Source organism: Galactobacter valiniphilus (genome assembly GCF_003575975.1).
Classification (GTDB): domain Bacteria; phylum Actinomycetota; class Actinomycetes; order Actinomycetales; family Micrococcaceae; genus Galactobacter; species Galactobacter valiniphilus.
In genome coordinates this window covers 1-24,678 of record NZ_QQXK01000040.1, presented here as the reverse complement: position 1 = coordinate 24,678, position 24,678 = coordinate 1, and the positions used below count along the sequence as shown (strand labels likewise).

Genomic DNA, 24,678 nt, shown 5'->3' with positions numbered 1-24,678 from the left:
ATCAATTTGTTCCATGGCTATCGCTCACATCGCCCTCACGGGGTGAGGACGGCAAGCAACACCATTTCAAATAAAAACGGTGTCAACAAACTTGGCACACTATTGAGTTCTCAAACAACGAACACCCCACCAGCTACCCCCGGTCAAAACAACCAGGATCACTACAATGAAGCTTCTTTGGTCTGCCGAAGAAAGCCTTTCCAGGCCCTCACCCCGTTCCCGGGGCGTCTCGGCGACAAGAGACAAGCTTACACGAGAATCGGAGGCACGCAAAATCGGGGACTCCCCCGGGCTCAGGCCCGGCTTCGGGCCCGGCTTCGCCAGCCGCTCCCCGACCAACCCCAGCCCGTCGCCGACGCTCGCCCCGCCGGGCTTCCGGCCCCGGTCCTGGCCCCGACCGACGCCCCTACTCTTGCGGCTCCAGCACCAGCCGGTACCCCATGCCCTGTTCCGTCAGGAGGTGCACGGGATGCGCGGGGTCTGCCTCCAGCTTGCGGCGCAGTTGAGAGACGTACAGGCGCAGGTACCCGGTGTCCTGCACATCGTCGGTTCCCCAGATCTCCCGGTACAGCATCTGCCGCGTCACGAGCTTGCCCGCATTGCGCACCAGCGTCTCCAGGAACTTCCACTCGGTCGGCGTGAGCCGCACCGGCACCCCGCCGCGTTCCACGACGTGCGCCCCCACGTCCACGCTCACCTCGCCCAGACGCACCACCGCCTCGGGCAGGGGCGCCGCCGCGCCGTCGTGCCCCGAGCGGCGGACCAGCGCGCGCAGGCGAGCCAGCAGCTCGTCCACGCCAAAGGGCTTGGTCACGTAGTCGTCGGCGCCGGCGTCCAGCGCGCGCACCTTATCCGCCGAGTCGGTCCGGCCCGACAGCACCAGGATGGGCACGGCGGAGAACGCGCGGATCCCCTCGATCACCTCAAAGCCGGAGAGCTTGGGCATGCCCAGGTCAACGAGGCACACATCGGGATGCCGCGCCGTGGCGGCCTGGAGCGCCTCGGCCCCGTCGCGCGCGGCGATGACCTCGTCGCCGCGGGCGCGCAACAGCAACCCCAGCGCGCGGACCATCTGCCCGTCGTCGTCGGCGATCAACACCTTCATGCCTGTGCGTCCTTCTTTGTCTCCCCGGCCAGCGCCGGGTCCGTCTGTTCATGTGCCGCGCCCGGCTGCTGTGGCCGTGGCCGCACCGCCGCCCACGTCCCCGTCGTGGCACCCGGCGCGGACCGCGGCAGGGTGATGACCATGGTGAGCCCGCCGCCGGGGGTGTCCTCGGCCTCGATGCTCCCGCCCATGCCGGTGACGAAGCCGCGCGCCACGGCGAGCCCCAGCCCCAGGCCCGTGGAGTTGTCGGTGTCCCCCAGCCGCTGGAACGGTTGGAACAGCCGCTCGCGCCGCTCGGGCTCGATGCCCGGCCCGGTGTCGACGATCCGCAGCTGCGCGGACTCGCCGAACGCGCTGAGCGCCAGCCGCACGGGGGCCCCGTCGGGCTGAAAGCGCAGGGCGTTCGCCAGCAGGTTCACGAGGACGCGCTGCAGCAGCACTGGATCGGCCAGCACCAGCACCGGCTCCTCCGGCCACACGAGGCGCACCTCGGCGGGCCCGAGCCCCAACTCGTCGAGCGCGGCGAGCGCCACGTCCTCCGGCCGCACGTCCTTGGTCATGACGGCGAGCGCCCCGGCCTCGAGCCGGGAGACGTCCAGCAGATTGGTCACGAGATCGGTGAGCGTCTCGAGCGCCTCCGCCGCGGTGTCCAGCAGCTCGCGCCGGTCCTCCAGGGTGAGCCGCACCTGCTCCGAGCGCAGGGCGCCCAAGGAGGTCACCGCGGCAGCGAGGGGGCGGCGCAGGTCGTGGCCCACGGCGTTCAGGAGCGCGGTGCGCACGCGGTCCGCCTCCTCCACCACGCGGGATTCCACCGCGGACTTCTGCAGCCGCGCGTGTTCCATGGCCGCCGCCAGCTGGCCGGCCACGGCGTGCAGGAGCCGCCGGTCGGCCGCCGTCGCGTTGCCTCCCAGCACGCGCAGCGCGGCGCGCTCGCCCACCGGCTCACCCTGCACGTCCTCGCCGTCCAGCGCCAGGCACGGGATGCGCCCGGAGGCATCAATGCCCGACGGCGCGTGCTCGCCACCAGCGCGCGCCTCGCCGCCCGGGGCGGCGGGACTCGGGGCGGCGGGACCCGGGACGGCGGTACCGGGGTCGGCGAGCCCGCCCGCCGAACGGGCCCCCACGCCGTCGGGCACTGGAAGCGGCGCCGCCTCGGCGCCTGGCTCCTCGTCCCACGCCACGAGGGCGCCGTCCTTGATGAGCTCCACGCGGCGGGCGCCGAGCGCCTCGCGCGTGCGCAGCAGCATCTCGGGCACGGCGGACTCGCCGTGCACCGCGGCCGCGGCCACGTGGGCGAGGAGCTCGGACTCCGCGGCGGCCCGCCCGGCCACGCGAGCGCGCCGGGCCGCCTGGTCCACCACCCAGGAGACCAGGAGCCCGTTGATGATGTAGAGGACAAGCGCCACCACGTGCATGGGCTCCGCAATCGAGACCGTGGTGGTGGGCGCGACGAAGAAGAAGTCGAGCGAGAGGCCGGAGAGCACGGCCGTGAACAGCGCCGGCCACCAGCCGCCCACGAGCGCCACCCCCACCACGAGGAGTTGGTAGGTCAGTGCGTGGGCCACCAGCGCCTCGTCGCCGTGCATGTGGGACATGAGCCAGGTCAGCACCGGCCCGCCGACCACGGCGAGCGCGAAGCCCATGAGCAGGCGCCAGCGCGAGAGCGCGCCGCCGCGAGGAAGCCGCTGGGCGCCCGCCGCCTGGGCGTGGTTGACGAGGTGGACGTCGATGTCGCCGGCCTCGCGCACCACGGTGGCGCCGATGCCCGGCCCCGTCAGGAGGGCGCGCAGCCGTCCGCGGCGGCTCGCGCCGAGGACCAGCTGCGTCGCGTCGACGCCGCGGGCGAAGTCAACGAGGGCGCTCGGCACGTCCTCGCCACGCACCTCATGGAAGGAACCGCCCAGGCGCTCGACGAGCTCGCGCTGCCGGCCCAGCTCGGACGGCTCGGACCGCGTGAGCCCGTCCTGCGGCAGCACGTGCACGGCGAGCAGCTCCCCGCCGGCGGTCCGCGCGGCGATGCGGGCGCCGCGGCGCAGCAGGGTCTCCCCCTCCGGGCCTCCGGTGAGGGACACGACCACGCGTTCGCGCGTGGCCCACTGCTCGCCGATGCCCTGCTCGCGGCGGTAGTCGCGCAGCGCGGATTCCACGCCGTCGGCCAACCAGAGCAGGGCGAGCTCGCGCAGGCCCGTCAGGTTGCCGAGCCGGAAGTAATGGGAGAGGGCGGCGTCGACGCGTTCGGCCGGGTAGACAAGCCCGGCGGAGAGGCGTTCCCTCAGCGCGCCGGGATCCAGGTCCACGAGCTCCACGCGTTCGGCGCGGCGCACCACATCGTCGGGGACCGTCTCCTGCTGCCGCACCCCCGTGATCGCCGCGACCACATCGGAAAGCGACTCGAGGTGCTGGACGTTCACCGTGGTCAGCACGTTGATCCCGGCGCCGAGCAGTTCGACGACGTCCTCCCAGCGCTTGGCGTGGCGGGAACCGGGGGCATTCGAATGGGCCAGCTCATCCACGAGCACCACCTCGGGCGCGCGCTCGAGGATCGCGTCGAGGTCCATCTCCTCGAGGGCCACGCCCTGGTGCTGCACCGCGCGGCGCGGCAGCACCTCGAGGCCCTCCACGAGGGCGGCGGTGGCGGCGCGGCCGTGCGTCTCGACGAGCCCCACCACCACGTCGCGGCCTTGTTGCGCCCACTCGTGCGCCTGCTCGAGCATGGCGTAGCTCTTGCCCACGCCGGGCGCCGCACCGAGGTAGACCCTCAGCCGCCCTTCCTTCATGCCGTGCGCTCCTCATAGACGTCGGTGATGTGGAACTGGCGCCGAGCCTACGCGCGCCGCCGCCCCGCGCGGGGCCGGTTCGCCCGCGCTGGACGGAAGTCTCACGCTTTCCTCACGCCCGCGACGTCGGGCCGGTCTCGCCGGCCGGCAGCGCGGCACGACGGCGGGCGGGAGCCAACGCGGGCCGGGCATCCTGGGCGGGTGCCCGGCCCGCGCGGCCTCGACTGCGGCTACCGCGCGGCGTCGAGCGAGGCGTTGAGCCGCAGCACGTTCACGCGGGCCTGACCGGGCAGGACGATCCACGGCCGTTCGGTCGCCGCCTCCACGAGGGCACGCACCGCGTCCTCGCCGAGCCCCCGCTCGCGGGCCACGCGGGCCACCTGCAGCGCCGCGTACGCGGGGGAGATGTCGGGGTCCAGCCCCGAGGCGGAGGCCGTCACGGCGTCGGCCGGCACCAGCCCGGGCGCCACGCCCTCGAACGCGGCCACGGCCGCGCGGCGCTCGCGGATCGCCTCGACGAGCTCCGGGTTGGTGGGGCCCAGATTGGAGCCGCCGGAGCTCATGGCGTCGTAGCCGTCGCCCGCCGCGGAGGGCCGGGACTGGAAGTAGCGCGGATCCGGCGAGCCGTCGGGCAGCAGGTACGCCTGGCCGATCAACGCTGAGCCCACCACCTGCCCTGAACCGTCAAGCACGAGCGAGCCGGCCGCCTGCGCGGGCGCCACGAGCCTGCCCACGCCCACCATCGCGAGCGGGTACACGACCCCGAGCAGCACGGTCATGATGAGCAGCAGCCGCAGCGCCGTGGAGAGCGGGCCGAAGGGGGAACGGCCGGTGGCCGGGGACATGGGGAGACCTTTCCTGGTGGATGAACGCATGTCAGAAACCGGGGAGCAGGGACACGACGAGGTCGATCAGCTTGATGCCCACGAACGGGGCAATGACGCCGCCGAGCCCAAAGACGAGCAGGTTCCGGCCGAGCAGCTGGGAGGCGGCGACGGCCCGGTACCTCACGCCGCGCAGGGCTAACGGGATGAGCGCCAGGATGACCACGGCGTTGAAGATGACGGCGGAGAGCACCGCGGAGGCCGGCGAGGACAGGCCCATGACGTTGAGCGCCGCGAGCTGCGGGAACACCCCCATGAACATGGCCGGGACGATCGCGAAGTACTTCGCGAGGTCGTTGGCGATGGAGAAGGTGGTCAGCGCGCCGCGCGTGATGAGCAGCTGTTTGCCGATCGCCACGATGTCGATGAGCTTGGCCGGGTCGGAGTCAAGATCCACCATGTTCCCGGCCTCCTTGGCGGCCGAGGTGCCGGTGTTCATGGCCACGCCCACGTCCGCCTGCGCCAGCGCCGGGGCGTCGTTCGTGCCGTCGCCCGTCATGGCGACCATGCGGCCGCCCGCTTGCTCCTGCTTGATGAGCGCGAGCTTGTCCTCCGGCGTCGCCTCGGCGAGCACATCGTCCACGCCGGCCTCGGCCGCGATGGCGCGGGCCGTGACCTCGTTGTCGCCCGTGATCATGACGGTGCGGATGCCCATGGCCCGCAGCTGCGCGAACTTCTGCGGCAGTCCGGTCTTCACGACGTCCTTGAGGTGGATGACGGCCAGCGCCCGCCCTCCGCCGTCGGCGCCCTGCTCGGCGACCACGAGGGGCGTGCCGCCCTGCGCCGAGATCCGCGCGACCTCCGCCTCGAGCGCGGAGCGCACCCCGGCCTCCGGGGCGTTGCCGGCGGCGTCCAGCCAGGCGAGGACGGCGGAGCCGGCACCCTTGCGCAGGGCGGAACCATCGCGCCGGTCCACGCCGGACATGCGTGTGGTCGCGGAGAAGGCAACGGGAGAGCCCGTGAGGCGTCCAAGGCCCGACGGCGCGGCGTCGCCCGCCGCCCCCGACGCGCCTTCCGGCGCGGCCGGGTGAGCGTCCGCCTCGGTGCCCGCCCCCTCGCCCAGCGCCACCGCGGCCGGCGTCCCGCCGAGGGCCGCGTGGGCCAGGGCCGAGGCGGTGCGCGGCCCGTCGCTCAGCGCGAGCGAGAGCACCGAGCGGCCCTCGGGGGTCGTGTCGGCGAGCGAGGCCTCGACGGCGGCGCTCCACGCCTCGTCCGCGTCCACGCCGGGCAGCGGGTTCACGCCCACCGCGCGGCGGTTGCCGTAGGTGATGGTTCCCGTCTTATCCAGCAGCAGGGTCGAGACGTCGCCGGCGGCCTCGACGGCGCGCCCGGAGAGCGCCAAGACGTTGCGGCGCACGAGCCGGTCCATCCCCGCGATGCCGATCGCCGAGAGCAGCGCCGAGATGGTCGTAGGGATGAGGCACACGAGCAGCGCCACGAGCACGGCGAGGTGCACGGGGGCCGAGACGGAGGAGGCGATGGGGTTCAGCGTCAGCGTCACCACGAGGAACACGAGCGTGAGCGTCGCGAGCAGCACGTCGAGCGCCACCTCGTTTGGCGTCTTGCGCCGCGCGGCACCCTCCACGAGCGAGATCATCCGGTCAACAAACGTCTGGCCCGGCGTGGAGGTGATGCGCACGAGGATGCGGTCGGAGAGCACGCGCGTGCCGCCCGTGACCGCGCTGCGGTCGCCGCCCGCCTCGCGCACCACGGGCGCGGACTCGCCCGTGATGGCCGACTCGTCGACGCTCGCGACGCCGTGGACCACATCGCCGTCGCCCGGGATAACGTCCCCGGCCTCGACGAGCACCACGTCGCCGATCGTCAGGGCCGAGGAGGCGCGCTCCTCGAGGGTGGCCCGACGCCCGGCGGGGTCGGCCGAGCGGTCCCAGGCGCCGGCGCCGGAGGTGGCCAGCACGCGGGCCGGGGTCTCCGAGCGGGTCTTGCGCAGGCTGTCCGCCTGCGCCTTGCCGCGGCCCTCGGCCACGGCCTCGGCGAGATTGCCGAAGAGCACCGTGGCCCACAGCCAGGCGGCGATGGCCCAGGTGAAGCCGCCCGGGATGGGCGTGGCCGTCTCGCTCGGGGCGAGGAACGGCTCGGCGATCGCGAGCGCTGTGAGCAGCAGCGCGCCGAGCTCCACGATAAAGAGGACGGGGCGGCGCCACATGCGGCGCGGGTCGAGCTTCCTGAGGGCCAGCGGCAGGGCGGCCCAGAGGGCCCGCGCGCCCAAGGCGCGCTGGGGCTGGGAGTCACCGCCCGACGTCGGGCGTTCCGGTTCAGGGGGCACCCCACCCTGGGCGGGGGAATCGATAACTGGGGCGGACATGATCAGAGGGTTCCTTCCGCGAGCGGGCCCAGGGCGAGCACGGGGAAGTACGTCAGCGCCGTGAAGAGCAGCGTGACGCCCGCGAGCATCCCCTGGAAGAGCGGGGTGTGGGTGGGGAGGGTGCCGGCCGTGACGGGGACCGGGCGCTGGGCCGCCAGGCGGCCGGCGAGCGCGAGGACGAGCACGATGGGCAGGAAGCGGCCGAGCAGGATCGCCAGGCCCAGGGCCCAGTTCAGCCACGGGGTGTTGGCGGTCAGGCCCGCGAAGGCCGAACCGTTGTTGTTGGCGGCCGAGGTGAAGGCGTAGAGGACCTCGGTCAGGCCGTGGTGGCCGGGGTTGAGGATGCTCGTGCCCTCGATGGATTCGCGCAGGGCCGGCACGCCGAAGCTCAGCGCCGTGCCGAGCAGCACGATCGTGGGCGTGACCAAGAGGTAGAGGCTCGCGAGGGTGATCTCGCCGCGGCCGATGCGCTTGCCCAGGTACTCGGGCGTGCGACCCACGAGCAGGCCGGCCACGAAGACCGCCACGATCGCGAGGATGAGCATGCCGTAGAGGCCCGAGCCGACGCCGCCCGGCGCCACCTCGCCGAGCATCATGTTCAGCAGCGGCAGGGCGCCGCCGAGCGCGGTGTAGGAGTCGTGCATCGAGTTCACGGCGCCCGTGGAGGTGCCGGTGGTGGTCGTCGCGAAGAGCGTGGAGCCGATGATGCCGAAGCGCTGCTCCTTGCCCTCCATGGCCCCGCCGGCTGCCTGCGGCGCGGCCCCGGCCCCGCTCAGCTCCGCCCAGGTGAGGAGGGCGTAAGAGACGAGGAAGATGGAGCTCATGACCGCGAGGATCGCGACGCCCTGCCGGCGCGAGCCCACCATGGTGCCGAAGGTGCGCGGCAGCGAGAACGGGATGATGAGCACGAGGAGGATCTGCACCAGGTTCGAGAAGGCGTTGGGGTTCTCGAAGGGGTGGGCGGAGTTGGCGTTGAAGAAGCCGCCGCCGTTGGTGCCGAGCATCTTGATGGCCTCCTGCGAGGCCACCGGGCCGCCGGGGAGCGCATGCGCCGCGCCCGTGAGGGTGGAGATCGTGGTGGGCTCGTTCAGGTTCTGGATGACGCCGGCGAGCAGGAGCAGCAGCGCACCCAGGACGGCGATCGGGAGCAGGAGGCGCAGCGTGCCGCGCACCAGGTCAACCCACACGTTCCCGAGGCCTGCCTCGCCGCGGCGCGAGAGCCCGCGCACGAAGGCGATCGCCACGGCCAGGCCCACGGCCGCGGAGAGGAAGTTCTGCACGGCCAGGCCCGCCATCTGCACCGTGAGACCCACGGTGGCCTCGGGCGAATAGGACTGCCAGTTCGTGTTGCCGAGGAAGGAGGCCGCCGTGTTGAAGGCGAGGCTCGGCTCCACGGCGGGCAGGCCGAGCGAACCGGGAAGCCAGGCCTGGAGCCGCTGCAGCGCATAGACGGCCAGCAGGCCCAGCGCCGAGAAGGCGAGCAGCCCGCCGAGGTAGCGGCGCCAGCTCTGTTCGGCGTCCGGGTTCACGCCCGTGGCGCGGTAGAGCCAGCGCTCCACCCGCAGGTGCCGCGGCGAGGAATAGACCCGCGCCATGTAGTCGCCGAGCGGCACGTGCACGGCGGCGAGGAGCAGGATGACGAGGCCCAGGGCGGCGGTGGCCCACACGACGCTCATTCGAAGCGCTCCGGGTTCACGAGGGCCACCACGAGGTACACGGCCGTGGCGAGGCCGAGGGCAAGGGAGACGACGCCGAAGGCGATCATGCGTCCCCGCCCAGCTTGGACAGCACCGCGGCGAGCGCGGCGAAGCCCACGAATAGCGCCGCAACGACGGCGACGATCAACACGTCCACGAGGGGACTCCTTTGGGGGTTGAGGTGTACGACCGCCCCAGCCTGGCCGCGACGCGCTCGCCGCGCCCCGGGCCCTCACGTTCTACTCACGGAGCGGACCGCTTTCCTCACGGTCTCCTGTGATTCCCGGGCCTCCCGACCCCACGGGCGGCGAAATATCTTAGAGTCCGAGCATGGAAACCAGCGCACAGCCCATCACCGTCCTCGACGAGTCCGCCGCCCTCGAGTTCTTGGGGTCCCAGAGCTTCGGCCGCCTGGCCCTGGTGCTCGCGGGGCGCCCCGACATCTTCCCCGTGAACTTCGTGCTCGTGGAGCGCACCGTGTACCTGCGCACCGCCGAGGGCTCCAAGCTCTTCGGCCTCGCCGTGGGCCACCCGGTCGCCTTCGAGGCCGACGAGGTGCACGAGCTCGGCGCCACGAGCGTGGTGGTCCACGGCGAGCCGCGCATCGTCACCGCCCACGCCGAGGCCGAAGCGGCCGACGCCGCCGGCCTGCGCCCGTGGGTCGCCACGCGGAAGGTGAACACCGTCGCGATCGACCTCACCGAGGTCTCCGGCCGCACCGTGCTCTTTGGCCCCGAGCCCGAGGAGGCGGAGCTCGAGCCGACCGACTGAGCCGCGCCCCTCATCCCTTGGGTGGAGGCAAGCGATACCCAATCGTCACCCCCGGGATGATCCGCCGCGGCGGGGCGGGTGGTTGCATGGAGGCATGAGGTCGAGCAGGGGGATTCGACGCCGAGACATGCTGCTCGGCGCAGGCGTGGCGGTGGCCGCGCTGTCCGGCTTCACCGCCATGCCCGAGTCCAGCGCCCCGCGCCCGCTGCGCGCCGCGCCGGCCACGGCCGTCACCGATCCCGATCTGGTCCCCTCCCCTCGTTCCTACGCCGACGTGCCCTGGGACCCGGAGTCCACCGTCTTCCCGCTGCGCTCTGACACGAGCCGCTGGTGGCTCGTGGGCTCCTCCACGGCGGAGTACGCCGGCGCGCACGTCGCGGCCCTCGCGGAGCGGCTCGGCGCCCTCCTCTACAAGGACGCCAAGGCCGGCGAGACCGACGCGCAGATCGCCTCCCGCATGGGGCTGGCCCCCGCGCGCCTGAGCTTCCCCGGGCGCGAGGTCACGCCCGGCGGCCGCGTGTGGGGCGTGGCCTCGCCCCTGACCACGCGCGTGTCCCGCCCGTACGCGGGGCGGGTCGAGGGCACCGACGTCACGGGCGTCCTCGCGTGGGATCCCCAGCGGGCCGTCCCCTCCTTCACCCGCACCGACGCCGGCGGGCCCGTGCGCGTGCCCGACTCCGTCCGCTTCCTACCCACGCAGGCCCCGGGCCACCGCGCCGATCTGACTCTCTTCCTGGGCGGCGGAAAGAACTCGGTGACCACCGCGGGTGTGGAGTCCGAGGACATCGTGGCCGGCTGGCAGGCCCAGCACGCGTGGCTCGCCCCGCAGCGCCCGGCCTTCCTGCGCCAGGGTTTCTTCGCCAACGCCTACGCTCCCGATCACGGGCCCGTGCGGGAGAACATCGACGCCGTCAACGCGTGGGGGCGTTCCACGCTGGGCGCGCGCTTCCTGGACATCGAGGCGTGGCTTGCCTCCGCCTCCCTCTGGGCCCAGGTGGGAGTCGAGCCCACGCGCGCCGACCTCGAGGCGCAGGCCGCCCGTCGCCTCCCGCCGAGCCTCGCCGACCGCGGCGGTTTCCACCTACGCGACGCCGCCGCCCACGCCTGGGTGCAACACGTCGTCGGGCCGAGGATCTTGGCCCTCGGTTGGGCCTAGACTCACTTCCTCACACTCGCATCCCAGGAGCAGCCATGAGCCGCCACGACGCCGCCTCCCCCCGCGCGGCCAGCGCCCCCTCGGGCGCCACCTCAGCACGCGCGCAGCGCTGGCGCGTGGCGGCCGCGCTCACCATGGGGCTGAGCCTGATCGGCGCCTCCCTGAGCCCGGTGCTCCGCCCGGAGACCGGTGGCTCGGCCCCGGCCACCGCCGCTCCCGTGGTGTCGGTGCAGCGCTCCGCTGACAACGGCGTCTACTCCCTTGACGCCACGGGCGAGGGGGCCCGCGGCACGCAGGCCGCCTCCACCTCCAAGACCGCGTCCACCAGCAAGATCCTCGTGGGCTCGCGCGAGCGGCTGACCGTCATCGTGAACCTGAAGCGCGCTGGCGGCCTGAAGCAGGCCGACGCGATCGCCAAGCGCCACAAGGCCTCCCGCACGGCGTCCTGGCCCGGCCTCGCCGTGGCCGTGTACGCCCTGCCCACCGGTGCCTCGCAGAGCAAGGCCAACGCCTTCACCAAGGCCCTGCGCGGCTCCTCCGCCGTGTCCTCGGCGGGGGTCAGCGGGATCCTCTCCCCGCAGCCCGGTGCCGTGCGCGTGGTGAAGTCCTCCCGCAAGCCGGCGGCCTCCGTCGGCACCATCGCCACGATGGCGCGCTCCGTGCAGGCCAACAAGATCTCCACGGGCAAGGGCGTCACGGTGGGCGTGGCCGACGAGGGCGTCTTCGAGGAGAACCCCGCCATCAAGGGCAAGGTCAACACCAAGCTCGGCGCCTCCTGCGTGGCGGGCGGCAAGCTCGTCTCCGGCGCCAAGCAGGGGCGCCCCACGGCGAGCGATGCCGGGCACGGCACGGCGGTCGCCAACGTCATCGTGGGCTCCACGAGCGTGGGCCCCAGCCGCGGCATCGCGCCCGGCGCCAAGGTCGCCTCCGTCCGCGTCGTCACGGCGGAGGGCGCCATCTTTGCCGAGGCCTCCATCTGCGCCCAGCAGTGGGCCATCAAGCACAAGTTGCCCGTCCTGAACATGAGCTACGGCGTGGACTGGGCCGGGACGCTCGTGGGCGGCGTCTGGAACCCGCGCAACGCCGATCAGGCAGCGGTCATCACGGCCATGAAGCGTTCGCAGGCCTACGCGCAGAAGCGCGGTGTCCTGACCGTCGCTGCCGCCGGCAACGACGGCGCCGACTTCTCCGATAAGGCCAACCTCGAGGACGCGGAGACCGGCCAGGGCCTCACCCGCTCCATGGTGGAGCTGCCCGCCGAGCTGCCCGGCGTCGTCGTCGCCTCCATGACCCAGCGCAACGGCAAGATCGACAAGTGGTCCACCGTGGGCCTGAACCTCGTGGACCTGGCCTCGCAGGGCACCGCCAAGCTGGCCTATGGCCGCGTGAGCTTCGAGACCGTCACGGGAACGTCCTTCGCCTCGCCGGCCGTGGCCGCCACGGCCGCGCTGCTCAAGGCCAAGAACAGGAAGCTCACGCCCGCGCAGATCGCGTCGAAGTTGCGCTCCTCCGCCACGGATCGCACGTGCAAGAACGCCGGGAAGATCATGAGCGGCCAGCCGTGCCGCTCCTCCAAGGGGCGCACGAGCTTCTTCGGTTCCGGCACGCTGAACGCCGAGGCGGCGCTCAAGCGGCGCTGAGCGCCTACCAGTCCTCGCCGCGCGCGAGCCAGCCCGCCACGGGGTTCCCGAAGCGCGGGGGCACACCCACCGCGTCGCGCACGCGGGCCCAGGAGGCCGCCCGACCCACACAGCCCAGGCGCCGGGCGGCGGCGAGCTCGGCCGCCGTCCGCGGATCGCCCGGATCGCGGCCCCACTCGCGCAGATAGACCTCCTGCGCCGCGAGTTCCCACGGCTCCTGGACGGCCACGGTGAGGCTCTGCCACGGGTGGGACACGCTCGCGTCGCCCCAGTCGAAGGCCGTGAGGGACGAGGCGAAGACGTTGCCGGGGTGCAGGTCCTCGTGCTGCACGCTGGGCCGGATCCCCGACGCGGCGAGGCAGGCGGCGTCGGCTTCCCAGAGCGGCAGCAGGTGCGCCAGCTCCGGGGCGTCCTCGAAGACGAGGCGTTCCGCGAGCTCCGGCAGGGCCTCGGGGCGCAGGTCCGGCACGCCCGCCGCGAGCAGCTCGTCGACGTGCGCCTCGGCCGCGCGCTGCAGCCGGGCGTAGCCGCGCAGCGTCTCCTCCCACGGGCCGGCGAGCGCCGCGCCGCTGTCCGCCTCGCCGTCGCCGAGCGCCTCGCTCAAGGTGGGCCCGCCGTCGGGGAGCAGGAGCCATCCCTCGGACGGCTCGGCGGCCAGCACGGGCAGGGCACCCGGCACGCCGGCGCGGGCGAGGATCGAGGTGAGGGCCGCCTCGGCGTGCAGCCCGGCTGGGACCTGTTTGAGCCACGCGCGGCGTCCGCCGGGGCGATCGAGCCGGCGCACGCGCGACCACTCGCGTTCGCGTTCCCAGCCGATGCCCAGGGCCTCAGGGCGCAGGCCGAGCACGCCCGCCGCCCACTCCACGGCCGGGTCGATGCCCGCCGCGCTGTGCCGTCCCGCCTCCCGCGGTTCCCCGTTGCGCGTCTCCATGGCGAGAGTCTGCCAAAGGAACGCCGCCGCGTCTCCCGCTTCATTCGTCCGGTCGCCCGGACATACCCTTCCGACGAGCCGCTGACATTCCCGGATCGACGCGCTTGGATGGCCCCATGAGCACGCAGCCGCACCCCGCCTGGACCGGACGCAACGACGGCGAGGGGCCAGAGCACCGCCGCTGGCACCAGGCCGTGATCGCGGCGGAGGATCCCGCCGCCGGCGAGGCAGGGCTCGCGATCGTCGGCTTCGCGTGCGACGCGGGGGTGGCCCGCAACGCCGGGCGCACCGGCGCCTCCGCCGCACCGCCCGCCCTGCGCCGCGCCCTGGCCCCGCTGGCCTGGCGCGGCCAGCCCGGCGCCATCGTGGATGCTGGCGACGTGAGCGTGGAAGGCGACGCCCTCGAGGACGGCCAGGCGCGGCTCGGCACCGCCGTGGCCAGGCAGCTGGGCGCCGGCCGCTTCGTGGCGGTCCTCGGCGGCGGCCACGAGACGGCGTGGGGTTCCTATCTCGGGCTCCGGGAGGCGCTGCTTGACGGCGCCGCGGGCTCCGGCGCAGGGCAGGCCGCCGCCGGCGGCCCCGGCTCCCAGCCCTCCCCCGGCACGGTTCCCGCCTCCCAGCCGCCGGCGGCGGCCGAGCGACGAGCGGCACCCGAGCGCGCGACGTCGGGCACCCACGCCCCGCGCCTGGGCATCCTCAACCTTGACGCGCACTTCGATCTGCGCGAGGCCCCGCGGCCCAGCTCGGGCACGCCGTTCCTGCAGATCGCTCGCGACGCTCAGGAGCGCGGCGAGGGCTTCAGCTACGCCGTGGTGGGGATCAGCGAGCCGAACAACACGCGTGTGCTCTTCGAGACGGCGGACGCGCTCTGCGTGCGCTACCTCCTCGACGAGGACTGTCAGGAGGACCGGATCGAGGAGGTCCGCGCGTTCGTGCGGGAGTTCGCCGCGGGGGTGGACGCGCTGTACCTGACGATCGACCTCGACCTCATGCCGGCGGCGGTGGCACCCGGCGTCTCGGCGCCCGCCGGCTTCGGGGTCCCCTTCCCCGTGGTGCGCGCGGCGGCGATCGAGGCCGCCCTGAGCGGCAAGCTCGCGCTCGTGGACGTCGTGGAGCTCAACCCGCTCTACGACGTCGACTCTCGCACGGCCAAGGCGGCGGCCCGGCTCCTCCACGACGTCGTGACGCGGCGCGTGGCCCTGGCCTAGCGCCGAGGTACCGCGGCGTCCGGGAGCGTACTGCGCAGCAGCTCCTCCCACGTCGTGATCCCGAGCCCGCCCTCCGTGACGAGCCGCCCTGGGGCCAGGCGCGAGGGCGCGTCCCAGAGGTAGAGCTGGCGGTGGAGCTGGCGCAGCATCGGGGAGGCCACGCCCAGGCCGCGCAGCAACCAGGCCGGCAGCCTGCGCACGCTCGGTCCCTTGGCTCCGGCCAGCGTCGCCGCGTCCCCCGCCATGGCACGCTGCGAGCGGGCGGGGCCCGTGGGCGCCAACAGCACCGCGTTGCCGCCCGGAATCCAGCGGGCGGGCTCCCGCGCAATCGCGAGCATCGCCGCGCTCAGGTCCGCGATCGCCGTGACGGCGTGCGGCGCATCGGGAGCGCCGAGCACCCACGCGGTCTTCCCGGCCGCTGCCGGCAGGAGCACCTGACCGAGGATGACTGCACCCGTCCGCGAGGCGGTGGGGCCCAGGAGATCCGAGGCCACCACGGAGGCGGTGAGCGCCGGATGCGCCGCCCGGGCCGCGAGCAGTTCAGCGCGGACCTCGCCGAGCGGGCTGGCCGGGGCGATCGGGCTGTCCTCGCTCAACCGCTGAGCGCCCACACCGAAGGCGTAGACGGACTCGGGGAAGACGACCGGGATGCCAAGCGCAGCGGCGGCGTCCATGGCAGCGCGCTCCGGCCCTGGAAGCTCGCGGCGCCAGGCCTCGGGGCTGTACGCCGCGTGGACGCAGTGCAGGATCGCTGCCGCGCCCTGGGCGGCCGCGAGCACCGTCGGCGCGTCCGCGGCGTCTCCCACGATGAGCCGGGCGCTCCCCACGGGCTCGGCGGTGCGGCGCAGCACCACCGCCTCCTCCCCGCGCGCCTCGATGTCCGCGACCAGTGCCCGCGCGATCTGTCCCCCGCCGATGACCAAGTACCGCATGACCCCTCCTGAAATGGTGAGCAGTGCTCTCCGTTTGTCACGACGAAGCTATGGCATGCTGATCCGAGAATCAAGAGCGGTGCTCACTAAATTGGTTGTGAGCTTGGCCCGGAGGCGACATGACGGCACCCCGCAGAACCCACGCACAGGCGCGCGCCGAGATGAACGCCGGCATCCTTCGCGAGGGTCGCGCGCAGCTCGACGAGGTCGGGGCGGCGCAACTGTCCCTGCGCGAGATCGCACGCAGCCTCGGGGTTGCCTCCTCCGCCCTCTACCGCCACGTCGCCAGCCGCGACGAGCTGCTCACCCTGCTCATCGCCGATGCCTACACCGAGCTGGCTGACGCGGTCGATGCTGCCCTCGCCGCCCCGGGCGGCGAGGTGCCCGCCGGACGCCAACACGCGGCGTCGGGCCGTGAAGCCCTCTTCCGCCTGGGGCGCGCCATGCGTGTGTGGGCCGTGGCGCACCCGCGCCGCTGGGCCCTCATCTACGGCTCCCCCGTGCCGGGCTACGCCGCCCCCGCGGAGGGAACCACCGAGGCCGGGACACGCGTCATGGGCACCTTCCTCACGCTCACCGCGGGCGGCACGGCACCCGTGAGCGCGCGCCCGAGCCCCGCGCTCGGCGCCTTCCTGACTGCCGCCGCGGGCGAGCTGGGCCTCAACGCGGACGCCCCCACCGCCGTGGAGGCGGTGGGGGCGTGGACGGCGCTCATCGGCGCGATCAGCGCCGAGGTGTTCGGGCAGCTCGGGCCGGAGCTGGCGCCCTTCGGCGCCGAGCTCCTCGAGCGGGAGCTGGAGCGGACCGCCAGCGCGTTCGGGCTGGGCTAGGCCTCACCAGGCCGCGCCGGTCGGACGCTACGCGCGCCCGCCCAGCGAGCCCGTGACGGCCTCGACGGCGGAGAGCAGCGCGCCCGAGGCGAGCACCTGCTCGGCCACGAGCAGATCCGGCGAGAGGTAGCGGTCCGGGCCCGGGCCGCCCACGCCGCCCGCGCGCAGGGCCGCCACGGCGGCGCCGGTCGCGGGCGAGGGGGTCAGCGGCGCGCGCAGCTCGATGCCGCGCGCGGCCGCGACGGCCTCCACGGCCAGGACGCGACGCAGATTGTCCACGGCGCGGCGCAGCTTGCGGGCGGCGTGCCAGCCGAGCGAAACGTGGTCCTCCTGCATGGCCGAGCTCGGGATCGAGTCGACGGACGCCGGGACGGCGAGGCGCTTGTTCTCCGCGACCAGGCCGGCCTGCGTGTACTGGGCGATCATGAGGCCGGAATCCACGCCGGCATCGTCGGCCAGGAACGGCGGCAGCCCGTGGTTGCGGGCCACGTCGAGGAGGCGGTCGGTGCGGCGCTCGGAAAGCGAGGACAGGTCCGCCACCGCGATGGCCAGGAAGTCCAGGACGTAGGCCACGGGAGCGCCGTGGAAGTTGCCGTTGGAGGTCACGGTGCCGTCCGGCAGGACCACGGGGTTGTCGATCGCCGCGGCGAGCTCGCGCCCGGCGACGAGCTTGGCGTGCTCCACGGTGTCACGTCCCGCGCCGGCCACCTGCGGCGAGCAACGCAGCGAGTAGGCGTCCTGCACGCGGGTGTCGCCCTCGCGGTGGCTCGCGACGATCCCGGAGCCGGCGAGCACCGTGAACATGTCAGCGGCGGCCGTGGCCTGGCCCGGGTGCGGGCGCAGCGGAAGGTGCAGCTCGGGGCGGAAGACCTGGTCGGTGCCGAGCAGGGCCTCCACGCTCATGGCGCCCGTGATGTCGGCCTCGGAGAGCAGCGCGTCGAGGTCTGACAGGGCCATGATGAGCATGCCGAGCATGCCGTCCGTGCCGTTGATGAGGGCCAGGCCCTCCTTCTCCTCGAGCGTCACGGGCGTCAGGCCCGCGGCGGCCAAGAGCTCGGGAACGGGGCGCTGCACGCCGTCCGGGCCCGTGGCCTCGCCCTCGCCCATGAGCACCAGGGCGCAGTGGGCGAGCGGCGCGAGGTCGCCCGAGCAGCCGAGCGAGCCGTACTCGCGCACCACGGGCGTGATGTCGGCGTTGAGCAGCCCCACCATGGTCTCGAGGACCACGGGGCGCACGCCCGTGCGGCCAGAGGCGAGGGTCTTGGCGCGCAGGAACATGAGGGCGCGGACCACCTCGCGCTCCACGGGATCGCCCATTCCGGCGGCGTGGGAGCGCACGAGCGACTTCTGCAGCTGCACGCGCTGCTCGGAGGGAATGTGCTTGGTCGCGAGGGCGCCGAAGCCCGTCGAGATGCCGTAGACGGGCGTCTCGGCGCGGGCGAGGCGCTCCACGTGCTCGCGCACGGCGGCGACGGCCTCGATGGCCTCGGGCGCGATCTCGATGGTGGCGCCATGGCGGGCCACGGCGAGGACGTCCTCGAAGCTCGTGCCGGAGCTGGAGAGGGTGATGCTCTGCGTCATGGGTCTTCCTTGTTGTTCAGGTACGGGGGTCTCAGGCGACACGCTCACCGGCACGCCAGACGGCGTGGGTGAGCGGCATGCCCGGGCGGTAGGCGAGGTGAATGGCGGCGGGCGCGTCGAGGACGTGCAGATCGGCGCGGTGCCCGACGGCGATCCGGCCGATGGGTGCCTCGCTCCCCGAGGCGCGGGGCCGGGTCCCGGCCGCGAGGGACTCGCGATCGGCGCGCAGGGCGCGCGCCCCGCCCAGCGTGGCCGCCTCGATGGCCTCGGCGAGGCTCAGCCCCATCTGCAGCACGGCGGTGCCGACGCAGAAGTTCATGGAGCTCGTATAGGAGGTGCCCGGATTGCAGTTCGAGGCGATCGCGATCGTGGCGCCCGCCTGGAGCAGGCGCTTGGCGGGTGCCAGGGGTGCGCGGGTGGAGAGATCGCAGGCCGGCAGCACCGTGGCCACGGTCTCCGTCCCCTCCACCTTGACGCCACCCGCGCCGGTGCCGGAGGCGCCGAGCCGCGCAAGGTCCTCGTCGGAGAGGTGGTTGACGTGGTCAACGCTCGCGGCGCCGAGCTCCACGGCGAGGTCAACGCCGGCGCCGGGGCCGAGCTGATTGCCGTGCACGCGCAGGCCGAGCCCCGCGGCGCGGCCTGCCTCGAGCACGCGCCGGGACTGCGCCGGGGTGAAGGCGCCCCGCTCGCAGAACACATCGATCCAGCGGGCGTGCGGGGCCACGGCCTCGAGCATGTCCCCGCACACGAGCTGCGTGTACTGCTCGGGGTCGGCGCCGGTAGGGACCAGGTGCGCCCCCAGGAAGGTCACCTCGTCCACCGCGGCGGCGGCGAGCGCCGCGCTGCGCGCCTCATCGGGCACCGTCAGCCCGTAGCCCGTCTTGGTCTCCAGGTACGTGGTGCCACCGGCCGACGCCGCGCGCACGCGCTGCGCGAGCAGCGAAGCCAGCCCTGCGTCGTCGGCCGCTCGCGTGGCGTCCGTGGTGACCTGGATGCCTCCCGCCGCGTAGTCGCGGCCCGCCATGCGGGCCTCGAACTCGGCCGAACGGTCGCCGTCGAAGACGAGGTGCGAGTGGGAGTCCACCCACCCTGGGAGGGCAGCCCGCCCGCCCAGGTCGCGCGCGTCGTCGGCCGCCGGAGCATCCTGCGCGCGCCCCACCCAGGCGAAGCGGCCGTCCTCCACGACGACGGCGGCGTCGCGGAGGACCCCGGTGGATTCCTCCACCGTGGTCAGCTCCGCGATCCCGGTCAGCAGGAGCGAGCTCACGCCTGCGCCTTGGGGGCGGCGCCTGCCGCGGGCGCCGTGCCCGCTGCCTCGCGCTCGTCGAGGCGCTGCGCGAGCTCCTCGTCCTGGGCCAGCAGCGGGATCCTGACCCCGCGCTCGCGGGCCACGTCGATGGCGCGGTGGTAGCCGGCGTCGGCGTGGCGGATGACGCCCATGCCCGGGTCGTTCGTGAGCAACGCGGTGAGCTTGGCCTCGGCGAGCTCGGTGCCGTCGGCGACGCCCACCTGGCCGGCGTGCAGCGAACGGCCGATGCCGACGCCGCCGCCGTGATGCAGGGAGACCCACGTGGCGCCGGAGCTCGTGGCCGTGAGGGCGTTCAGGAGCGGCCAGTCGGCGATCGCGTCGGAGCCGTCGCGCATGGCCTCGGTCTCGCGGTAGGGCGAGGCGACGGAGCCGGAATCCAGGTGGTCGCGGCCGATCACGATGGGGGCCTTGACCTTGCCGTCGCGGACCAGCTGGTTGAAGAGGCGGCCGGCCTTGGCGCGGTCGCCGTAGCCGAGCCAGCAGATGCGCGCGGGCAGGCCCTCGAACTCCACAAACTCGCCGGCGGCGTCGATCCAGCGGTGCAGGTGCTCGTTCTCGGGGAAGAGCTCCTTGATCGCGGCATCGGTAACCGCGATGTCCTCGGGGTCACCGGAGAGCGCCACCCAGCGGAACGGGCCGAGGCCCTCGCAGAAGAGTGGGCGGATGTAGGCAGGAACAAAGCCGGGGAAGGCGAAGGCACGGTCGTAACCGGCCTGGCGGGCCTCGTCGCGGATGGAGTTGCCGTAGTCGAAAACCTCGGAGCCGGCGTCCTGGAATTCCACCATCGCCTTGACCTGGGCGGCCATGGCCTCGCGGGACTTCTTGGTGAAGCCCTCCGGGTCAGCTGCGGCCTCGGCCTGCCAGGACTCCACTGTGTACTCGGTGGGGAGGTAAGAGAGCGGATCGTGGGCCGAGGTCTGATCGGTGACGACGTCCACGAAGAACTCGCCGGCGCGGTGGCGCTCCAGCAGGGCGGGGAAGACCTCGGCGGCGTTGCCGACGTAGCCCACGGACAGGGGGCGACTCTCAGCCTTCGCGGCGAGCACCTTGGCGAGGGCAACCTCGAGATCGGTCTCCACCTCGTCCAGGTAGCGCTTGGCCTGCCGGCGGCGCAGGCGGGTCTCGTCCACGTCCACGATGAGGACGGCGCCGCCGTTGAGCGTGACGGCGAGCGGCTGGGCGCCGCCCATGCCGCCGCAGCCACCCGTCAGGGTCAGGGTGCCCTTGAGGCTGGCCTCGGGGGCGCGACCCTCGGCGTGCAACTTGGTGCCGACGGCGGCGAAGGTCTCGAAGGTGCCCTGCAGGATGCCCTGCGTGGCGATGTAGATCCAGGAGCCGGCCGTCATCTGGCCGTACATGGTCAGGCCCTCGGCCTCGAGTCGGCGGAACTCCGGCCAGGTGGCCCAGTCCCCCACGAGGTTCGAGTTGGCGATGAGCACGCGGGGTGCCCAGACGTTGGTGCGGAAGACGCCGACGGGCTTGCCGGACTGGACCAGGAGGGTCTCGTCCTCGGCGAGGTCCGTGAGGGTGTCGACGATGGCGTCGAAGGCCTCCCACGAGCGGGCGGCGCGGCCCGTGCCGCCGTAGACCACCAGGTCGTCGGGGCGCTCGGCGACCTCGGGGTCGAGGTTGTTCATGAGCATGCGCAGCGGCGCCTCGGTCTGCCAACTGCGCGCGCTGATCTCGGTGCCGCGCGGGGCGCGGACGGGGCGGGCTCCTGGCAGGGACATGGCTGGCTCCTCGAGGGTTCTGGTGCGGGGTGCGGATCTTTCCTCCGCTCGACTTGTCCCATGTCACCACGTCGGAAGCCGCGCGGATACGGGGTTTTGACCCCGACTGTCCGGAATACCGGACAGTTTTGTCACGCTGTCCGAAAAAACTTCCCAGCTTGCGGCGAGATTCGGGGGCGGGCCCACTCATCACGGGTAAGACATCCGCTTCGGCGGCCCTGGGGACGGGCCGGCGGGGCAGTCACACGGGGCAGGGGGCTCCCCCGCGGCTGGCGCCGCACACCCTCTGCACCGCACCGCGACAAGGAGAATTGTCGCGGTGACCTGTCAGAAGAGAGCACCATGCGCCAACGACTCACCCGCGCCGCCGCGGTCATCTCGGCCGGCGCGATGGCGCTCCTCGGGGGGATCATCCTGCCGACGAGCGCCCACGCCGCCGCAAGCTTCGACACCACGGCTACGGTGTCCAACCTCAAGTTCGAGGACGCGTAGATCGTCGACCAGACGGACACGAAGCTCACGGGCGAGTGGACCCTGCCGGATCGACCGACCGGAACGGCGGGCTTCACGGTCCCGCTCCCCCAGGAACTGCACGGCAAGCCGGACCGCTTCCCGATCCTCACGCCGGACACGAACGAGCCCCTGGGCACCTGCGTCACCGACGTTTCAACGCTCACGTGCACCTTCGACCAGGCCTACCTCAAGGCCAACCCGCTCGGCCTGCACGGCACCTTCGTGTTCTGGGCCAAGTCGGTCCTGAACAACACCACCGAGGTCTCCCACGAGTTCGACTTCACGGACATCGCGGGCAAGGTGACCACCACGGTCAAGCCGCGCTGGACCTGCACCGAGAACTGCGAGTTCAAGGGCATGGAGGGGCGCAAGTACGGCTACTACCAGAACGAGGCAGACACCATCAGGTGGGTGATCGAGGTCCCCGCCCCGGTCGGCGGCCTCAACGCCGGCGACGACGTCGTCATCGAGGACACGCTCGGCTCGCTGCAGACGCTGCTCGCACAGAACCCCATCTCGGTTCAGGAGGCCACCACGCTCGTCACCGGAGCGCAGGGGAACCAGGTCCCCGCGTGCAAGGACATAGACGCCAGCCGCTACACGGTGAGCCAGGACCCGCTCAAGATCTCCTTCAAGGCCGCCCAGGGCGCGTACTACCGCGCTTTCGTCCGGGTCGACGTCACCGACGCCGGCTTCCAGGGCACCTACGAGAACAGCGCCACCATCACCTCGGGCAAGAGCGTGGTGAAGGAGGTGCAGGGCTCCGTCACGCGCTACGGCGGCAGCGCCTCCGGCCTCGGCACCAACGAGGGCCGCTTCACCGTCACCAAGCAGCTGGCAGGAGACGCGGAGGTCTCCACCGACCTCGAGTTCCAGCTCAGCTACTCCGTGACCTCAGCGGCCGGCGTACTCCTGGAGAAGGCCACCGGGCCCGTCTCCGCCGCCACCCCGTTTGTCTCCAAGGCGTTCCCGCGCGGTTCAGTGGTGCACCTGAGCGAGGAGCAGCCGGCGGACGCCGGGGCCATCGAATGGGCCGCCCCAGAGTTCACCCTCAACGACTTCGCCCTCACGGGAGGCGAGCAGACCAACGTGACGCTGACAAACAGCGCCACGTTGCGCACCGGCACCTTCAGCGCAAAGAAGGTCCTGGCAGGCAGCGGCTCGTCCCTCGTCCAGGAGGACGCCACGTTCACGCTGCGTTACTCCTACCCTGCGGGCGAGGGCTACCCCGCCGGGGAGGGTAGCCTCGAGCTTCCGGCAAGCGGCGAGGCCGTCACCAGCGCGCAGTTGCCGATCGGGGCTAAACTGTCGCTCTCCGAGGACGCCGCTACGCCCGTCGATGGCGCCACCTGGACCGGCGCCGCGCTCTCGGCAACGAGTCTGACCATCGCCTCCGAGCCCTCGGAGGCGAGCATCATCACCGTGACGAACACCCTCGAGGTGCCGCCCACGGTGCCGCCGAGCACGGAGACCACGCCGCCGCCGAGCACGGAAACGACCACCACCCCTCCCGTGGACACCACGCCGTCGGCCAGCACGACGCCGGTGACGACGCCTACCGACACACCCCAGCTGCCGCTCACCGGCGCAGGGGTGGGGCCGCTGCTGATCGGCGCCGGTGTTCTCCTGAGCCTGGGCCTGGGCTTCGCGCTCACGGCCCGAAAGACCCGCCACTGAGCGGGCCGTCCGGCGGAGTCGTGTGCGGTACGGGAAGTCCCCGCCACTGCGCCCCCCCGTGCCCGCCATGGACGGCACGGGCGCTGACATCCCATGTGTCAGCGCCATGTGTCAGCGGCATGGAGGCAGGTCCCGCATCCCGCGGGACCGGCCTTCTTCACGTCGGGAGCGGGCTAGGCCGAGGTGCGGGAGCCGTAGAGCCGCGAGGACAGGGTCGCCGCCGCCGCCGACAGGCGAGCGGCCAGCGCGGCCCGGGCCGCGTCGTCGTGCCGATGACTCAGGAAGGTCAGCGCGAGCCCAGCCACCGGCAGGCCGCGGTGGTCGCTCACGGCCACGGCGACGGAGGCGAAATCCGCGGTGACGTCACCGTCCTCGCTGGCCCAGCCGCGCTCGCGCGTGAGCGTGAGCTCGGACTTGAGCGCCGCGGGCGAGGTGATGGTGCCGAGCTGGGTGCGGGCGCCGAAGGACTCGCGGCCCGGATACAGCGCACGCAGCTGCGCGGCGGTCAGCCCCGCCAGCATGGAGCGCCCGCTCGCCGTGAGATGGGCCGGGATGCGCACGCCGACATCGGTGACGAGCGAGGGGCGGTGGCGGGCCCGTTCCTCGGCCACGTAGACGACGTCGCGCCCGTCGAGGACGGCGAGGTGGCCGCTCTCCCCCAACTCGTCGACGACCCCGCGCAGCAGCGGGGCGCCCAGGCGAGCCAGCGGGTCCTGCCGCGAGAAGGCGCTGGAGAGCTCAAACGCCGCGACGCCGAGGCCGTAGCGGCGCTCCTCCGGCAGGTGCACCACGAAGCCGTTGGCGGCCATGACGGCCAGCAGATCGTAGACCGTGGAGCGCGGCAGCTCGAGGGCCCGCGAGATGGACGCGGCCGACACCGGGCGCGGCCGTTCGGAGAGCCAGCGCAGGATGCGCAGGGTGTTGTGGGCCGCCGGGACCTTGCTCGCCTGTGCCATGGTGAGCATCTTGTCACCAGCCCCGTCTGCTGCACACAACCCCGCCTGCACGCCGTCCACAGAGATACCTGAAACCGCCCTAGATTCGCCGTGTGGAGGGTGATAAAACAACATCGTCCGGATTGGTTTGTGGGGAACCGCCGGCCCGAGTCCACGGCCCATCCAGCGGACCCGGAAAGACGGTTCATGCGTTCCTTGCAGTCTTCGCGCCCCGCCGGCGCCGAAGCCCTCGAGCCTGCCGCCGTGCCCACCGCGCCGGGTGTCGCGGCACCGGCCGACGGGCAATCGCGACTGCACTTCTCTTCCTTCCCGAGCCTGCTGTGGACCACGGCCCTCCTGCTGTGGTGGTGGGCCATGCAGGGCTCCGGCCTCGTGGTGGTGCTCCTGATCCACTTCGTGGTGGTCGCGAGCGCCGAGGTGCTGCGCTGGCTCTAGCACACGGCGGCCCACTGGCTGGGGCTGGACACCTAGGCCGTGTTGCTAAAGGTGCTGGTGAGCCAGGGGAGTGTCGCGGCGAGGCAGAGGCCGGCGTGGTAGTTGCGGGCGGTCTTGTCTGAGCGCATCGCGATCCCGCGCCATTGCTTGAGCTTGTTGAAGCACCGCTCGACGACGTTGCGGCCGCGGTAGCGGACCCGCTGCTGGTCACCGAAGTCGA

Annotated in this window: 20 protein-coding genes and 1 pseudogene; 8 read left to right on the top strand and 13 right to left on the bottom strand. The window is 73.0% G+C overall.

Going from position 1 to position 24,678, the window contains the following annotated elements; translation table 11 throughout:
- Nucleotides 1–406: 406 nt before the first annotated feature.
- From DWB68_RS14855 to kdpF, 6 genes are all read right to left on the bottom strand, one after another.
- Nucleotides 407–1,105, bottom strand: coding sequence for a response regulator (locus DWB68_RS14855; protein ID WP_119425904.1), 699 nt, complete (start codon nucleotides 1,103–1,105; stop codon nucleotides 407–409).
- Nucleotides 1,102–3,882: an ATP-binding protein gene (locus tag DWB68_RS14850; protein ID WP_119425903.1), complete on the bottom strand. Its 2,781-nt coding sequence runs from the start codon at nucleotides 3,880–3,882 to the stop codon at nucleotides 1,102–1,104. The genes DWB68_RS14855 and DWB68_RS14850 overlap by 4 nt, the downstream gene beginning before the upstream one ends.
- A 230-nt stretch (nucleotides 3,883–4,112) precedes the next feature.
- A complete protein-coding gene (kdpC, locus tag DWB68_RS14845) occupies nucleotides 4,113–4,727 on the bottom strand; it encodes a potassium-transporting ATPase subunit KdpC (RefSeq protein WP_119425902.1) in 615 nt (204 codons plus the stop codon).
- Nucleotides 4,728–4,758: 31 nt separating this feature from the next.
- The gene (gene kdpB / locus DWB68_RS14840; RefSeq protein ID WP_119425901.1) at nucleotides 4,759–7,092 is read right to left on the bottom strand and encodes a potassium-transporting ATPase subunit KdpB; all 2,334 of its coding nucleotides are present in this window, start codon (nucleotides 7,090–7,092) and stop codon (nucleotides 4,759–4,761) included.
- Nucleotides 7,093–7,094: 2 nt separating this feature from the next.
- Entirely contained in the window at nucleotides 7,095–8,768 is a 1,674-nt protein-coding gene (gene kdpA / locus DWB68_RS14835; RefSeq protein ID WP_119425900.1) for a potassium-transporting ATPase subunit KdpA, read from the bottom strand.
- Entirely contained in the window at nucleotides 8,765–8,857 is a 93-nt protein-coding gene (gene kdpF / locus DWB68_RS14830; RefSeq protein WP_119425899.1) for a K(+)-transporting ATPase subunit F, read from the bottom strand. Before kdpF ends, kdpA begins: the two co-directional genes overlap by 4 nt.
- A gap of 262 nt (nucleotides 8,858–9,119) precedes the next feature.
- Between kdpF and DWB68_RS14825 the strand changes: the two genes are divergently transcribed.
- From DWB68_RS14825 to DWB68_RS14810, 3 genes are all read left to right on the top strand, one after another.
- Nucleotides 9,120–9,560 carry a pyridoxamine 5'-phosphate oxidase family protein gene (locus DWB68_RS14825; protein WP_119425898.1) on the top strand — a complete coding sequence of 147 codons (441 nt, stop codon included), beginning with the start codon at nucleotides 9,120–9,122 and terminating at the stop codon, nucleotides 9,558–9,560.
- 94 nt (nucleotides 9,561–9,654) lie between these two features.
- Entirely contained in the window at nucleotides 9,655–10,716 is a 1,062-nt protein-coding gene (locus DWB68_RS14815) for a hypothetical protein (RefSeq protein ID WP_158588335.1), read from the top strand.
- Between the two features lie 35 nt (nucleotides 10,717–10,751).
- A complete protein-coding gene (locus DWB68_RS14810; protein WP_119425895.1) occupies nucleotides 10,752–12,356 on the top strand; it encodes a S8 family peptidase in 1,605 nt (534 codons plus the stop codon).
- 4 nt (nucleotides 12,357–12,360) lie between these two features.
- Here the strand turns inward: DWB68_RS14810 and DWB68_RS14805 are convergent, their stop codons facing one another.
- A complete protein-coding gene (locus DWB68_RS14805) occupies nucleotides 12,361–13,287 on the bottom strand; it encodes an aminoglycoside phosphotransferase family protein (RefSeq protein ID WP_119425894.1) in 927 nt (308 codons plus the stop codon).
- A 116-nt stretch (nucleotides 13,288–13,403) separates the two neighbouring features.
- Here DWB68_RS14805 and DWB68_RS14800 point away from each other — a divergent pair, with 116 nt between their 5' ends.
- Complete coding sequence (locus DWB68_RS14800) at nucleotides 13,404–14,495, top strand: arginase family protein (RefSeq protein WP_119425893.1); 1,092 nt, start codon at nucleotides 13,404–13,406, stop codon at nucleotides 14,493–14,495.
- On the opposite strand, the gene DWB68_RS14795 is transcribed toward DWB68_RS14800, so the two are convergent.
- Nucleotides 14,492–15,427 (bottom strand): NAD-dependent epimerase/dehydratase family protein, encoded by a 936-nt coding sequence (locus DWB68_RS14795; RefSeq protein ID WP_119425892.1) that lies wholly within the window; start codon nucleotides 15,425–15,427, stop codon nucleotides 14,492–14,494. The genes DWB68_RS14800 and DWB68_RS14795 overlap by 4 nt on opposite strands.
- Before the next feature lie 161 nt (nucleotides 15,428–15,588).
- Here DWB68_RS14795 and DWB68_RS14790 point away from each other — a divergent pair, with 161 nt between their 5' ends.
- Nucleotides 15,589–16,257 (top strand): TetR/AcrR family transcriptional regulator, encoded by a 669-nt coding sequence (locus DWB68_RS14790; protein ID WP_158588334.1) that lies wholly within the window; start codon nucleotides 15,589–15,591, stop codon nucleotides 16,255–16,257.
- 27 nt (nucleotides 16,258–16,284) lie between these two features.
- On the opposite strand, the gene hutH is transcribed toward DWB68_RS14790, so the two are convergent.
- From hutH to hutU, 3 genes are read right to left on the bottom strand one after another with little or no spacing between them, the layout of a single operon-like run.
- Complete coding sequence (hutH, locus tag DWB68_RS14785; protein WP_119425890.1) at nucleotides 16,285–17,838, bottom strand: histidine ammonia-lyase; 1,554 nt, start codon at nucleotides 17,836–17,838, stop codon at nucleotides 16,285–16,287.
- A gap of 31 nt (nucleotides 17,839–17,869) precedes the next feature.
- Nucleotides 17,870–19,105: an amidohydrolase family protein gene (locus DWB68_RS14780; RefSeq protein ID WP_119425889.1), complete on the bottom strand. Its 1,236-nt coding sequence runs from the start codon at nucleotides 19,103–19,105 to the stop codon at nucleotides 17,870–17,872.
- Nucleotides 19,102–20,877 carry a urocanate hydratase gene (hutU, locus tag DWB68_RS14775; RefSeq protein WP_119425888.1) on the bottom strand — a complete coding sequence of 592 codons (1,776 nt, stop codon included), beginning with the start codon at nucleotides 20,875–20,877 and terminating at the stop codon, nucleotides 19,102–19,104. The genes DWB68_RS14780 and hutU overlap by 4 nt, the downstream gene beginning before the upstream one ends.
- Before the next feature lie 342 nt (nucleotides 20,878–21,219).
- Between hutU and DWB68_RS16340 the strand changes: the two genes are divergently transcribed.
- Both DWB68_RS16340 and DWB68_RS14770 read left to right on the top strand, forming a co-directional pair.
- Nucleotides 21,220–21,369: a hypothetical protein gene (locus DWB68_RS16340; RefSeq protein ID WP_158588333.1), complete on the top strand. Its 150-nt coding sequence runs from the start codon at nucleotides 21,220–21,222 to the stop codon at nucleotides 21,367–21,369.
- A 243-nt stretch (nucleotides 21,370–21,612) separates the two neighbouring features.
- Nucleotides 21,613–23,067, top strand: a complete 1,455-nt coding sequence (locus DWB68_RS14770) for a DUF5979 domain-containing protein (RefSeq protein ID WP_119425887.1) — start codon at nucleotides 21,613–21,615, stop codon at nucleotides 23,065–23,067.
- 173 nt (nucleotides 23,068–23,240) lie between these two features.
- Here the strand turns inward: DWB68_RS14770 and DWB68_RS14765 are convergent, their stop codons facing one another.
- Entirely contained in the window at nucleotides 23,241–24,023 is a 783-nt protein-coding gene (locus DWB68_RS14765) for an IclR family transcriptional regulator (protein WP_119425905.1), read from the bottom strand.
- Nucleotides 24,024–24,209: 186 nt separating this feature from the next.
- On the opposite strand from DWB68_RS14765, the gene DWB68_RS14760 reads away from it, so the two are divergent.
- Nucleotides 24,210–24,458: a hypothetical protein gene (locus DWB68_RS14760; protein ID WP_119425886.1), complete on the top strand. Its 249-nt coding sequence runs from the start codon at nucleotides 24,210–24,212 to the stop codon at nucleotides 24,456–24,458.
- Nucleotides 24,459–24,490: 32 nt separating this feature from the next.
- On the opposite strand, the pseudogene DWB68_RS14755 reads toward DWB68_RS14760, so the two are convergent.
- A pseudogene (locus DWB68_RS14755) lies at nucleotides 24,491–24,678 on the bottom strand (hypothetical protein); the annotation flags it as partial.